Raw genomic sequence first — 12,529 nt, 5'->3', positions numbered from 1 at the left:
ATGGACTTCAAGACCAACAAGCCGATATACCAGCAGATTGTAGACTTCTGTTTCAGCAAGATTCTCACCCGCGAATGGCGGGCAGAAGAGCGGGTGGTATCCGTGAGGGAGCTCTCCACACAACTGGCAGTGAACTCGCGCACCGTGCTGAAGGCCTATGAATACCTCCAGACGGAGGACATCATCTACCCGGAACGGGGAATGGGGTTCTACCTCTCCAAAGATGCGGTGAAGAAAGTGATGCGAATACAGAAGAAAGAGTTTTTTGAAAACCAGCTTGCCGACATGTTCCGCAGCATGGAGCTACTCGGCATCAGTATAGAAGAAATAACAGAACGATATAACAAACTTAAAAAAGACGGTTCATGAAGAGATACGCAAAGACTGCATTATGGATTACCTTCGGACTCCTCTTCGGACTTACGATTGTCAAAGTTTCGACACTGATGTACGAGATTTATTCCTTCATGCATTCCTGACTTTCATCGGACAGACGAGGAAAGTATAAACAACTGATATACAATCTTCAGCATCTTCCCTTAACGGGAAGAGTGACTTTTACGTCCCTATCCAACAGCAACAGACTAATACAAATAATTATGAAAAACCAACTTTTTTTACTATTGCTTGCCCTCTCCGTACTCCGTACGCAGGCACAGAGCCTCTCCATCAAAGGACGCGTCACGGACGCTTCGCAAGAGGCAGTTATAGCCGCCAATGTGTCATTATGGACCATAGACTCTACTTTGGTGACCGGAGTAACCTCGGATGCACAAGGCAAGTTCGCCCTCCATAAAATCAAGGCAGGCGATTACCGCCTTTCCATCTCCTTCATCGGCCTCCAAAGTGAAAATATACTGCTGAAACTGAATAAAAGCCTCGACCTGGGCGATGTACAGTTGCAGGAAGATGCCGTGAGCCTCGGTGAAGTGACGGTATCTGCCAGCAATGTGCTGCAACGGGTAGACCGGCAAATCATCCTGCCTTCCGAAAGCCAGCTGAAACGCTCGTTCGGTACCTACGACCTGCTGAACAATCTCGGCATTGCCCGTCTGCAAGTGGACAATCTGAGCAACAGCATGAGCGTCAGCGGTGGCGGGTCCGTACAAACCCGTATCAACGGCATTAAAGTGACAGACAAGGAGATAGCGGCCGTCAGAGCCAAAGACGTACTGCGTGTGGAGTTCATCGAAGACCCCGGCAAGCTGTACGGAGACGATGAGCTGGGCGCCGTAGTCAACATTATCCTGCGCCGCCGCGAAACGGGCGGTGTTGTGAACTTCCAACTCTCCGATTCGCCCCACACCCTATGGGGAGAGAATTTCCTGAGCGCGAAGTTCAATTACAAGAACTCCGAATGGGGCATCGACTACTTCAACAAGAACGGCAAGTATCACAGCCGCCTCGAATCCCATGAAACCTTCTATCTGGGCGACCGTACCATCGACCGCATCAAGGAAGGCATCGAAGACGAGTCTCCCTCCCTGAGCTTCATCAACAACCTGAATCTGACGTACAATCTGACGAAAGCGGACAAATATGTATTCAATGCCATCTTCCGTAACAACCTCAGCAATGCCCCCTACCAGAATGAGCTGAACAAGATGTGGGCAGCGGGCAGCACGGAGTCCATCTATTCGTATGTCAACAACCACACATCCAGCTACTCTCCGGCACTCGACCTTTACTTCCAGCATACCCTGCCCCATCAGCAGAGCATCCAGGTGAATGTAACGGGAACGCTCATCCATACCAAGAACAACCGGAAATATAAGGAGTACAAAGACGAGAACGCACCGCTGGCAGACATCCAGACATTAGTGGACGGCGACAAACGCTCCGTCATCGGCGAAGCCATTTATGAAAAGAACTTCAAGGAGGTGAAGCTGAGCGGCGGTGTCCGCCACTATCAGATGCGGACAGAGAATGAGTATAAAGGTTCCAACCCTACCACTTCGAAGATGGACCAGTCGCAGACATCCGCTTTCTTCGAGGTGCAAGGCAAGGTAAAGGACTTCAGCTATGCGGGCAGCGTAGGCATGACACGTGCCTGGTTCAAGGAGAGTGAGGAAGACCATGCTTACTATACCTTCACGCCCACCGTGCGGTTGAGCTATAATCTGAAGAAGGCGGGATTCCTGCGCTACCGGTTCAACATCAGTCCTGCCATACCGTCGCTCGGCTCGCTGACGGATGTGGAGCAGGCGATGGATACGATACAGATAGTCCGCGGCAACCCGTTACTGAAAACGTATCAACAGTTCACGAACTCCTTGTCTTACAGCTATTCGAAGAAGCAGTTCAACGCCAATCTGAGCGTGCGCCACCAGTATTATGACAATCCCATCATGGAAAGCATCTTCGTGGAGGACGGCAAACTGATACTGAAAGATGAAAACCAGCGGTCGTTCCAAAGCCTGAATGCGGAACTGATGGTCGGCATTAACGGCGCTACGCTGTTCGGGCTGAAGGATTTCCTGACGCTTTATGCTTCGGGAGGATATACGCGCAGTTGGTCGGAAGGTCTGAACTATAGCCATATGTACGATGAATTCTATTACAGCGTGATGGCGCAAATGCAATATAAAGACTTCTCGCTGCTCGGGCAGTTCCGGAAAGTGCAGAACAATTTCTTCGGCGAAACCATCAAGAAGAACGAAAACCAGACGGCATTCATGGCAATGTACACCCGGCGTAACCTTCAAGCAGGAATCGGTATTATGTTTCCTTTCACCAATAACTATAAGGTGGGAAAAGAAAGAATCAGTGAAGTGGCTCCTTTCCGTTCCGAAACATTCGTCAGGGAGACGGGACAGATGGTCGTACTGCGCATGGGCTATACATTCGAGTTCGGACGCAAGCACAAGGCAGGCAACAAGGGGCTGAACAACAGTGATACGGACAGCGGCATCATTAATATGCAGCGATAACCCATTTCCTCTATGAAGAGGAAGCCCAACGGAGAGTGACGGAATTATACGTTATTTTGCTTCATGTATGATTAATTACCTAACCGCCACCTCTCCTGCGGGTATCTCTGTTTAGCGGATGATGGTCACCGTACCTTCCTTCACCTTTTTCTCCTTCACCGGAGCATCGGCGGGAGCATATCCCAGGGCTGCGCAGCCATATACCTTATGGCTCTCGGGTACACCCAGCTTTGTCAAGAAAGCGCGGACATCGGGGTCGTCGCAGGTCTGCCCCAACTGGTTAATCCAGCAGGAACCGATGCCGAGGGACTTGGCTGCAAGGAAAATGTTCTCCAAGGCGCAGGCACAATCCATACCGGCCCACCACTTGTCCGGCTCATTGGAGACAATGACCAACGTGGGGGCATGATAGTAGCAACAATAAGTCTGGCTGTGTCCACGCTCCCGTGTATGGAGGTCGTCATTCTTGGCAAAGACACCTTTGATTTTATCGTTCAGCTCTTCCAGCACCTCCTTATTCTGGATGGCGGTAAAGTGCCACGTCTCCAAATGCATACCACTGGGAGCATAGGTAGCCGCCTCAAGGATAAGGTTCAAATCTTCTGCGGAAACTTGCTGTTCCGTATAGGCACGGACGCTGCGGCGTGCCTTGATGGTTTGTAATGTCTCGTTCATTTATTTATTTGAGAATTGATAGTTGATAATGCACATCAGTACGTGTTCAGTGGGGCTGTTTCACCGTTTCACCAGCCCAATCTTTACATTCAGCTTGAAGTACCAGAGGCCGTTCTCGCGCTCCAAGAAGCCGTATTTATCTTTCTCTACGGCACCTTTCTCCAAACGCGTGTTCTGATAAAGGAAGTCTGCAAAGACTTGCGGACGGGATTTGTGGTAGCAGAGTATCTGCCCGTTGCCGTCCGTCAAGAAGATACCTTCGACGGCAGAGTCCGTACCGTTATAAATTTTGGCAGGACGCATGCCGAGGGCAAGCGCCAGCAAGAACTGCTTCATCTTGAACTCGTAGAAGCGGTGCTTGTTTATCAACTCGTCCTTTATCTTCAACGGATTCATCTCCTTGATGCGCTCCGTCAATTCGCTGATGCGGGTGATACCGTCCAAGTGCATCAAGCGCACCATCTCGGCAAGCATGCGAGGGAAGTGGAGGTCTATCATCAGCAAGTTGCAACGGAACACGCGGTCGGCAACGTCGGCATACTTCAGCACGCCACCCAGTCGCTCAATCATCATCATGCGTTCTGCCACTTCCGTAGGAGATTCCGGCAGGGCATTCACCTTGTTCACCATGGGCACGGCAAACTTGACACCGCTTTGCTCCAGCTTCAGATTCGCCGTGCGTCCTCCGTCCAGCAACGGATTCATCGGGGCGAGACGACAACGGACATTGAAGCCCGTCAGAGGTGCTTCGGGATGCCAGAAGGCAACGGAGAAGTCGGTACGGTCCTCCGTCTTTGCTTCCAGGTCGAAGATGTTGACAGCATCCAAAAAGGCTTCCAAACCTTCGGACACTTCCACTTCCTCGCCCGAAACGTTCTTCAACAGATGCAGAACCAACTCTGCCGCATCACCAAAGTCTTCGCGGGGGAAACACAGTTCCTCCTTCTCGCCCGGAACAAACGAACCGTCCTTCCCGGTAGTTCCGCTGACAATGCGCACTTCCTGCGCTTCGATATAGTAACGGCGCGTACCGTCATGCTCTTCCCTCTGTATCAAGGCAACGGGCCAGCGCAGAGTTTCGTCTTTTTCAGCTTTCGGTGTACCCAATGACACGGCTCCATCCGCCAGCAGGCGAAAGAAGGTGTAGAGCTCACCCAGTTCTCTTTTTGTTGCACTAAATGCCATAAATTTTCTTTTGTTTAAAGGAGGGAGTCAGCCTTTCATAAGGAGTGATGCCGTTTCCGCAAAGAAAACAGTCTGTTCCGAAGGACAAAACAACTTGTTCCGTTAAAGGAAACGAACAATTTCCCTATTAAAAGGGGCTCTTATCCCATTTGTTGTATTATTCAAACCTTAATGTTTCTACTTTCTCCAACCGTGCCCGCAACTTCGGCATCATGGACTGACGGATGCGGAGCGTCATACGGCAGTCCATATCATACGACTGTTCCAGAATTTCCGGCTCCTCCTCCTTCACCACCCGCATCACATCGTTCATGAAGGGGTATTCGAAGAGAAAAGTCACTGCCTCATCTACCGTCTTTTCAATGATGGTGGCAGCGGCAATGGCTTCGGCAGCGGCAGCCTTATAGGCTACAATCAGTCCGCTCGTACCCAATTTGATACCGCCGAAGTAGCGCACTACGATGACGAGAATATCCGTCAGTTCGTTGGAATTGATTTGTCCCAGAATCGGCTTGCCTGCCGTGCCCGAAGGCTCCCCGTTGTCGTTGGCACGGAAGTCCTTCCGCTCATGGCCCAGCATGTAGGCATAGCACACGTGGCGGGCGTCGTAGTATTTCTTCTGGTAAGTTTCCAGATGCGCCTTCACCTCCTCTACTGTACGCACCGGCAGGGCAATAGCAATGAACTTGCTGCGCTTTTCAGTGTAAATGCCCTCGGAAAGGGCAACGATGGTTTTATACGTATCTTCGCTCATGCTGCAAAGATAATGCAAACTGAAGAGAGAACTTTCATGCTTGCATGAAAAAAGTTATGTTGAAGTGCAGCTTATCTTATCTAAAGATAATGCAAAATCAAAAGCAGCAGAAATAAGCAAGCTGATTTCTGCCGAAAAGAGTTATCTTTGTACGAAGAATCAGATTTATAATCAAACAGAAAAAATGACAGACGGAATCAAGACATTGCACTATTCGGACCTCTTCCTGACAATGTATTTCGAGGGAGGGAGAAGCTGCACGCACCGGAATCATTCGCACGTGTTAGTATATATGTACTCCGGTGAAATGGTTATCGATGAAAGAGGCAAAATCACTCGGCTGCATAAAGGAGACTGTGCCTTTATCCGTAAGGACTTTAGTGTGCAAATGACCAAACAAGCCTGGAATAGAGAGCAGTTCAAAGCCATTTTCCTGATGTTCACTCCCAAGTTCCTGCGTGACTTTTACAGCAGGCTGAACCGGGACATCCTGCCTAAAGATGCCAAACGAGATAAAATAAGCTTGTACAAGCTACCTTCCAACCGCCCCGACATTGTAAGTCTGTTCGAATCCATGACACCCTATTTCGATTCGAGCATCCACCCGACTGAGGAGTTGCTGCAACTGAAAAGGATGGAGGGGATATACGTGTTGCTCAATACGAGTAAAAACCTGTATGCTTCCGTTTTTGATTTTGCAGACCCGTGGAAAATAGACATATTGGACTTTCTGGAACACAATTACATGAACGACATATCCATGGAAGAAATGGCCAATTATACCGGCCGCAGCCTATCCACGTTTAAACGCGATTTCAAAAAATGCAGCACACTCTCCCCACGGGAATGGCTGATACAGCGCCGGCTCGAAGCCGCCCGTGAGCTGATACGGAAAGGAGGGCGCAAAGTATCGGAAATCTGTTTTGAAGTAGGCTTCAAGAACCTCTCCCATTTCTCGAAAGCTTATAAAGCCACCTACGGTATTCCTCCGACAGAAGACATACGGCAGGAAGTGAGTCTCACATAGATTGCGGAACTTTTTCTATCCGTGGACTGCACGGCAAAGCATATTGAACCGTACAACAAAGCCATTGTAGCATAGCCTCCTTACATTTGTACCCGAAAAATGATTAGAGTGTATAACAAATTAAATCAAACGATCATGAAAAGTATTTTCGAGAAAGATTTGTCGGGAGAGATGGTTTCACCCAACGAGCCGGGCTACGATGCATTAATTGACGACATTTTCGCTACCATCAAGGTGGCCACAGAAATGAATATGGGTTACCGTACCCCCGAGGAGGTACACGGATATATGGGCAAGATTCTCGGTAAACCGCTTGAAGAAAGTACGACGGTGCTGCCGCCACTCTACATCGACTACGGTAAGCCTATCACCATCGGAAAAGGGTGCTTCATCCAGCAATGCTGCACTTTCTTCGGTCGCGGCGGCATAACGATTGGCGATGAGGTATTTATCGGACCGAAAGTCAATCTGATTACAATCAACCACGACCCCGATCCGGAGAATCGCAGCGCTACCTATGGCCGTCCGATTACCATTGAGGATAAGGTATGGATAGGAATCAATTCGACCGTCCTCCCCGGAGTACGTATTGGCTACGGCGCAATTATCGGAGCGGGCAGTGTAGTGACCAAAGACGTTCCTCCTATGACTGTGGTAGCCGGGAATCCAGCCAGATTTATCAAAAAAATCAATAAACCACACCAAAAAGATTAAAGCAAATTCATGAAAAAGATAGTGATTGCCATCGATTCCTTCAAAGGATGCCTCACCTCGGCAGAAGCCGGAGAAGCTGCCGCCCAAGGGGTACATGCCGCATGTCCCGAATGCCAGACCATCGTGCTCCCCGTGGCCGACGGTGGAGAAGGCATGCTCGACGTCCTACTTGCAGCCAGTAACGGAAAACGTATCACCGTCCGTGCCCACGACCCGTTGATGCAACCGTGCGATGCCAGTTACGGCATCTCCGGAGACGGCAATACCGCATTCGTAGAAATGGCTGCCATCAGCGGCCTGCCACTGGTTCCTGCCGACAAAAGGAATCCGATGAAAACCACCACCTTCGGAACGGGCGAACTGATACGCGATGCCTTGAAACGGGGATGCCTCCGTTTCGTCATCGGACTTGGAGGGAGCGCCACGAACGATGCCGGTCTGGGAATGCTGCAAGCATTGGGATTCCGTTTCTTCGATAAAGAAGGACACGAAGTGGGAAGCATGGAAAAAGGCATCGCCCTATGCGGTGCCCTTCTATCGGAAATCAGCTCCATAGACAGCTCTTCTGCCCATCCCACACTGAAAAAGGCATGTTTCACGGCGGCGTGTGATGTACGCAATCCTTTCTTCGGTCCCAATGGAGCAGCCCACGTATTCGCTCCCCAAAAAGGAGCAGACGCGGATATGGTGAAGGAACTGGATGTTGCTATGCAGCATCTTTCGGACGTCATATTCCGCACTACCGGCAAAGACGTATCCTTGCATCCCGGTGCTGGTGCGGCAGGCGGTATGGGGGGCGGTCTCCACGCATTTCTGGATGCACAGTTGAAACCCGGCATAGAGCTTCTTTTGGAAACTCTGGACTTTGCAGAAAAGATTAAGGATGCCGACCTCCTCATCACCGGAGAAGGGAAATCGGACCGGCAGACTCTTATGGGGAAAGTACCTTCGGGCATCTTGCAGGAAGCAAGGAGGCAACATATTCCCGTCATCCTGCTGGCAGGAGCGATAGAGGATGCCGGGATACTGAATGCAGCCGGATTCCGGGGCGTATTCTCCATTCCCCCCTCTCCCATCTCTTTAGAGCAGGCCATGCAGCCTGAATTTGCTCAAGAAAATATCCGAAGGACAGTGGAGCAAATTTGCCGCATCATGCCTTAGATTCCTGAAAACGGAACTTCTTGTACCGATAGTACCAGATGCCGACCACGTCGGCAATCAGCCAGCCGATGGGGATGGACCACCAGATGCCCGTCACCCCAACCTCGGGCATCGAGGCCAGCCAGTAGGAAAGAACGACACGGGTACCCAGCGACAGCACAGTCAGCACAACAGACATGCCCGGCATACGGATGGCCCGGTAGTATCCGTACAGCAAAAATAAGATGCCGATGCCACAGTAGAAAGCCCCTTCGATGCGTAGGTACGCCACTCCCACCGCAATAATCTCCGTCTCGTCCGGACGGACAAAGATAAGCATCAGTGGCTCGGCAAACACGAAAACCAGCACGGACACGAGGAGTGAGAAAACAACCGCTGTGACAAATGCACTGCAAACACCCCGGCGGATACGGTCGTAACGTGCTGCCCCAAAGTTCTGTGCAATAAAGGTGGAAAAGGCGTTCCCAAATTCCTGCACGGGCATATAGGCGAAAGAGTCAATCTTCACAGCTGCCGCAAAAGCTGCCATTACCGCTGTTCCAAAGCTGTTGACAAGTCCCTGTACCATCAGGATTCCCAGATTCATCACCGACTGTTGGATGCAAGTCAGTGTAGAGAAGGAAGCTATTTCCTTCAAGCAAGTACGGTCAAAACACATGTCTTCATGATGCCATCGCAGTTCCGGACGCCTTCTGTAAGTATAAATGATGATACCCAGAGCAGCTACTCCTTGAGCGAGGACAGTGGCCGCAGCCGCACCCTGAATTCCCCAATCCAGTTGTAGGATAAAAAACAAGTCGAGCGCTATATTCAGAACGACAGAAACTGCCAGAAACCAAAGCGGAGTGACAGAATCCCCTACTGCACGCAGCAGAGATGCGTAGAAGTTATAGATAAAAGTGAAAACTATACCGCAGAAGATTATCCACAAGTAACTGCGCATCATGCCGTATATGTCTTGCGGAACCTGCAACAGCCGGAGAATAGGATCGAGCCAGATAAAAACGGCTACATTCAGTATCAGTGTCACGATACCTATCAGTACAAACGAACTGAATATGCTACGACGCAGTGCTACATGGTTTCCGGCACCATAATGTAAAGAGAACACAGTGCCACTGCCCATCGCCAGTCCCAGCAAAACGGATATAAGGAAAACCATCAATGTGTATGCCGAACCGACCGCCGCCAACGCCCCTGCACCAATGCATTGGCCTACAATGAGCGTATCTGCAATGTTGTAGCATTGCTGCAAAAAAGACCCTACCATCATGGGTAGGGTAAAACGTAATAAAGTACCGGTTATGCCTCCTTGAGTGAGGTCTCCTTTCCGTAGCATCCTGCTTTTGTTTTTAAGAGTTTCATTTCCGGGTACAAAGATACAAAACCCTCCAACAAATCATCTGGACTCGACGAAGAAAGAGGCATGTAATAAAAAAAGCAGAGGGTTAACCTCTGCTCTCCATACTGTTTTTGTCAGGATTCAGAATCTTTACGACCTGACGAACATCTCTCTTGTCTGCATTACCGTAAAGGCCAATCTGTTGTCCGGGTACTGTTCCCTTTTCATGTTCTGCCTGGGACAATGCTACTTTCGGGTCAATATGCTCTGCTTTCTTATCTATATTCATACCTATTGAGTTTTTCTAAATTCTTATATGAGAACAAGATAAAAAAGCAAATTGTTCAGCAGTGTCACGAGATATTTAGTAATTCCACTTCAAATATCAGTGTGGAATACGCCGGAATGGGTCCACTGGTACGTGTACCGTATCCCATGGTGTAAGGGATATATACAATCCAACGACTTCCGGGATGCATTCGTAGCAAGGCAATCTGCCAGCCCTCAATCACTTCATTCAGACGAAAAGCCTCCGGACAATTCCGTTTCCACGAATTATCGAACTCACGCCCATTGATAAGCGTGCCTTTATAATGTACAGATACTACACTGTTGAGACGTGGTGTCAGACCGTCTCTGCCTTCCTCCAATACCCGATAAAGTATGCCGCAAGGCAATTCCTTGATTCCTTCTGCCGTACGCAACTGCTCCAGAAACTGTTCGTTCTGCAATTTATATTCTTCTTTTCTACTCATATTGACTTTTTCAATGCTTTACAATAATTTGTGCACTGCTTTTTTGCAGTTCCGCATATCCTTTTCCGTCAGCTCAGGATGCTTCTTAGTACCTCCCCTCTCAATGGTTTTCACAATCTTGAAACCACTCCATTTCAGAATCTCCCTGAAAGCTTTCACCACACCGTGCGTCTGATTATAGAGAATATTGAAAGGATAAGGGGTAGTACAAGTGCTTACCACAATCGCTTTCTTACCCTTATGAAGCGGAAGGGGCATTCCCCAGGAGTTCTCCCCCATCATGCCGTAAACCATACGGTCGAAAAGCACTTTCACTTCTCCCGGCATGTTTCCCCAATAGCAAGGAGCACCGATTATCAGTGCATCGACTTCCTTCATAGACTGCAACACTCTCTGTGCCCCATCCTCGGGCAGACAACACTTCAATGAACTGCGACACTTCATGCAACCGATGCAGGGATGTACCTGCAACCGCGGAACGTCTATATAAACAGTCTCAGCTCCACAACCTTCAAGTTCCTGCTTCATCAGCTCCAACATTTTCGACATGTTGCCATGACGGCGGGGACTACCGTTAAGAATCAATACCTTCATTGTATACTCTCAATTTTTCGGCAAAGGTCGGCATTTTCTACATAATAACCTTATTATTCTGTTTTAATCCGAAAAAAACGGGGATGTCTTTTAGTGGAAGACATCCCCGTTTCAGTTTATATCAATTCATTTAGTCCAGTTTATGAATCACCAACCCCGAACGCAACTTCGGCTCAAACCAAGTTGTCTTGGGAGGCATGATGTTGCCCGTATCGGCGATGTCCATCAGCTGCTTCATGGAAACGGGATAGAGGGCCAATGCCACTTTCATCTCACCGCTGTCCACCCGCTTCTTCAACTCTTCCAAACCACGGATGCCACCTACAAAGTCGATACGCTTGTCGGAACGGAGGTCTTTGATGCCAAGCACTTCATCCAGTATCAGATTGGAGGAGATGGTTACATCCAGTACACCAATGGGGTCGTTATCATTATAAGTACCCGGTTTGGCAGTAAGGCTGTACCACTTTCCGTCCAGATAGAGGGAAAAGTTATGCAGTCCGGACGGCTTATAGATGTCCTCACCTTTCTCCTCCACGATGAAATTCTTGCCCACAGCGGCCAGGAACTCTTCGGGAGTCATGCCGTTCAAGTCCTTCACCACCCGGTTATAGTCAATAATAGTCAACTGGTTGGCAGGGAAGCACACGGCCATGAAGTAATTGTACTCTTCGTCACCACGGTGATTGGGGTTTTGCTCGGCTTTCTCTGCACCCACCAAAGCGGCAGCGGCGCTGCGATGATGCCCATCGGCAATGTAGAGGGCGGGCATTTGGGCAAACTCTTGGGTAATGGCATCAATGTCCTCCTGCTTGTCTATAATCCAGAAGGTATGACCGAAACCGTCACCCGGAGCGATAAAGTCGTATACCGGTTTCCCGGCTGTATAACGGGAAATGATGGCATCCAGCGCAGCATTATCGGGATAGGCAAAGAACACGGGTTCAATATTGGCATTGTTCACCCGAACATGTTTCATACGGTCCTCTTCTTTGTCACGACGAGTCAACTCGTGTTTCTTGATAACGCCGTTCATATAATCGGGAACATAGGCACCAACAACAAGACCGTACTGTGTCTTGCCGTTCATGGTCTGGGCATAGACGTAATAGTTTTCTTTATCATCTTGCACCAGCCAGCCTTTCTCTTGGAACATACGAAAGTTCTCTGCAGCTTTCCGATAAACACGTTCGTCATGTTCATCCGTACCGACGGGAAAATCTATTTCTGGCTTGATGATATGATATAAGGACTTCTCATTACCTTCCGCTTCTGCACGTGCTTCTGCAGAATTCAATACGTCGTAAGGACGGGACGCTACTTGTTCCACCAAATCCTGAGGGGGACGAATCCCCTTAAAGGGTTTTATTATAGCCATAAGAGAGTGTTTTA

At 49.3% G+C, this 12,529-nt stretch carries 13 protein-coding genes; 5 read left to right on the top strand and 8 right to left on the bottom strand.

Features of this window, described 5'->3' with window-relative positions:
* Together H1A11_RS04490 and H1A11_RS04485 are read left to right on the top strand one after the other, a co-directional pair.
* Positions 1 to 369 (top strand): GntR family transcriptional regulator, encoded by a 369-nt coding sequence (locus H1A11_RS04490; protein WP_057097945.1) that lies wholly within the window; start codon positions 1 to 3, stop codon positions 367 to 369.
* Positions 370 to 599: 230 nt separating this feature from the next.
* Complete coding sequence (locus tag H1A11_RS04485; RefSeq protein WP_117880816.1) at positions 600 to 2,930, top strand: TonB-dependent receptor; 2,331 nt, start codon at positions 600 to 602, stop codon at positions 2,928 to 2,930.
* 111 nt (positions 2,931 to 3,041) lie between these two features.
* Here H1A11_RS04485 and H1A11_RS04480 read toward each other — a convergent pair whose 3' ends face one another.
* From H1A11_RS04480 to H1A11_RS04470, 3 genes are all read right to left on the bottom strand, one after another.
* Positions 3,042 to 3,605, bottom strand: a complete 564-nt coding sequence (locus H1A11_RS04480) for a nitroreductase (RefSeq protein ID WP_117951893.1) — start codon at positions 3,603 to 3,605, stop codon at positions 3,042 to 3,044.
* 60 nt (positions 3,606 to 3,665) lie between these two features.
* The gene (locus tag H1A11_RS04475) at positions 3,666 to 4,790 is read right to left on the bottom strand and encodes an HpaII family restriction endonuclease (RefSeq protein ID WP_181757765.1); all 1,125 of its coding nucleotides are present in this window, start codon (positions 4,788 to 4,790) and stop codon (positions 3,666 to 3,668) included.
* 157 nt (positions 4,791 to 4,947) lie between these two features.
* A complete protein-coding gene (locus H1A11_RS04470) occupies positions 4,948 to 5,544 on the bottom strand; it encodes a YigZ family protein (RefSeq protein ID WP_117990878.1) in 597 nt (198 codons plus the stop codon).
* A 184-nt stretch (positions 5,545 to 5,728) separates the two neighbouring features.
* Between H1A11_RS04470 and H1A11_RS04465 the strand changes: the two genes are divergently transcribed.
* The 3 genes from H1A11_RS04465 to H1A11_RS04455 all read left to right on the top strand — a co-directional run bounded on the left by H1A11_RS04465 (position 5,729) and on the right by H1A11_RS04455 (position 8,446).
* Positions 5,729 to 6,571, top strand: coding sequence for an AraC family transcriptional regulator (locus tag H1A11_RS04465; RefSeq protein ID WP_181757764.1), 843 nt, complete (start codon positions 5,729 to 5,731; stop codon positions 6,569 to 6,571).
* A gap of 135 nt (positions 6,572 to 6,706) precedes the next feature.
* A complete protein-coding gene (locus H1A11_RS04460) occupies positions 6,707 to 7,285 on the top strand; it encodes a DapH/DapD/GlmU-related protein (protein WP_181757763.1) in 579 nt (192 codons plus the stop codon).
* A gap of 9 nt (positions 7,286 to 7,294) precedes the next feature.
* Complete coding sequence (locus H1A11_RS04455) at positions 7,295 to 8,446, top strand: glycerate kinase (RefSeq protein WP_181757762.1); 1,152 nt, start codon at positions 7,295 to 7,297, stop codon at positions 8,444 to 8,446.
* Here the strand turns inward: H1A11_RS04455 and H1A11_RS04450 are convergent.
* The 5 genes from H1A11_RS04450 to H1A11_RS04430 all read right to left on the bottom strand — a co-directional run bounded on the left by H1A11_RS04450 (position 8,436) and on the right by H1A11_RS04430 (position 12,515).
* Complete coding sequence (locus H1A11_RS04450; protein ID WP_174646076.1) at positions 8,436 to 9,785, bottom strand: MATE family efflux transporter; 1,350 nt, start codon at positions 9,783 to 9,785, stop codon at positions 8,436 to 8,438. The genes H1A11_RS04455 and H1A11_RS04450 overlap by 11 nt on opposite strands.
* 109 nt (positions 9,786 to 9,894) lie before the next feature.
* Complete coding sequence (locus H1A11_RS04445) at positions 9,895 to 10,077, bottom strand: hypothetical protein (protein WP_181757761.1); 183 nt, start codon at positions 10,075 to 10,077, stop codon at positions 9,895 to 9,897.
* Between the two features lie 64 nt (positions 10,078 to 10,141).
* Positions 10,142 to 10,543: an FKBP-type peptidyl-prolyl cis-trans isomerase gene (locus tag H1A11_RS04440; protein ID WP_022401504.1), complete on the bottom strand. Its 402-nt coding sequence runs from the start codon at positions 10,541 to 10,543 to the stop codon at positions 10,142 to 10,144.
* Between the two features lie 18 nt (positions 10,544 to 10,561).
* Positions 10,562 to 11,137 carry a flavodoxin family protein gene (locus H1A11_RS04435; RefSeq protein WP_117964488.1) on the bottom strand — a complete coding sequence of 192 codons (576 nt, stop codon included), beginning with the start codon at positions 11,135 to 11,137 and terminating at the stop codon, positions 10,562 to 10,564.
* Positions 11,138 to 11,267: 130 nt separating this feature from the next.
* Positions 11,268 to 12,515, bottom strand: coding sequence for a DUF1015 domain-containing protein (locus H1A11_RS04430; RefSeq protein WP_181757760.1), 1,248 nt, complete (start codon positions 12,513 to 12,515; stop codon positions 11,268 to 11,270).
* Between the last annotated feature and the right edge of the window lie 14 nt (positions 12,516 to 12,529).

The sequence above is a fragment of the Bacteroides sp. CACC 737 genome, assembly GCF_013874375.1.
In the GTDB taxonomy this organism is placed as follows: domain Bacteria; phylum Bacteroidota; class Bacteroidia; order Bacteroidales; family Bacteroidaceae; genus Bacteroides; species Bacteroides uniformis.
The sequence above is the reverse complement of the archived record's forward strand: the minus strand, read 5'-3'. Positions and strand labels throughout refer to the sequence as shown.

Coding starts and splice junctions, on each gene's coding strand:
- H1A11_RS04490 (WP_057097945.1), top strand. CDS start 1: ATGGACTTCAAGACCAACAAGCCGATATACCAGCAGATTGTAGACTTC.
- H1A11_RS04485 (WP_117880816.1), top strand. CDS start 600: ATGAAAAACCAACTTTTTTTACTATTGCTTGCCCTCTCCGTACTCCGT.
- H1A11_RS04480 (WP_117951893.1), bottom strand. CDS start 3,605: ATGAACGAGACATTACAAACCATCAAGGCACGCCGCAGCGTCCGTGCC.
- H1A11_RS04475 (WP_181757765.1), bottom strand. CDS start 4,790: ATGGCATTTAGTGCAACAAAAAGAGAACTGGGTGAGCTCTACACCTTC.
- H1A11_RS04470 (WP_117990878.1), bottom strand. CDS start 5,544: ATGAGCGAAGATACGTATAAAACCATCGTTGCCCTTTCCGAGGGCATT.
- H1A11_RS04465 (WP_181757764.1), top strand. CDS start 5,729: ATGACAGACGGAATCAAGACATTGCACTATTCGGACCTCTTCCTGACA.
- H1A11_RS04460 (WP_181757763.1), top strand. CDS start 6,707: ATGAAAAGTATTTTCGAGAAAGATTTGTCGGGAGAGATGGTTTCACCC.
- H1A11_RS04455 (WP_181757762.1), top strand. CDS start 7,295: ATGAAAAAGATAGTGATTGCCATCGATTCCTTCAAAGGATGCCTCACC.
- H1A11_RS04450 (WP_174646076.1), bottom strand. CDS start 9,785: ATGCTACGGAAAGGAGACCTCACTCAAGGAGGCATAACCGGTACTTTA.
- H1A11_RS04445 (WP_181757761.1), bottom strand. CDS start 10,077: ATGAATATAGATAAGAAAGCAGAGCATATTGACCCGAAAGTAGCATTG.
- H1A11_RS04440 (WP_022401504.1), bottom strand. CDS start 10,543: ATGAGTAGAAAAGAAGAATATAAATTGCAGAACGAACAGTTTCTGGAG.
- H1A11_RS04435 (WP_117964488.1), bottom strand. CDS start 11,137: ATGAAGGTATTGATTCTTAACGGTAGTCCCCGCCGTCATGGCAACATG.
- H1A11_RS04430 (WP_181757760.1), bottom strand. CDS start 12,515: ATGGCTATAATAAAACCCTTTAAGGGGATTCGTCCCCCTCAGGATTTG.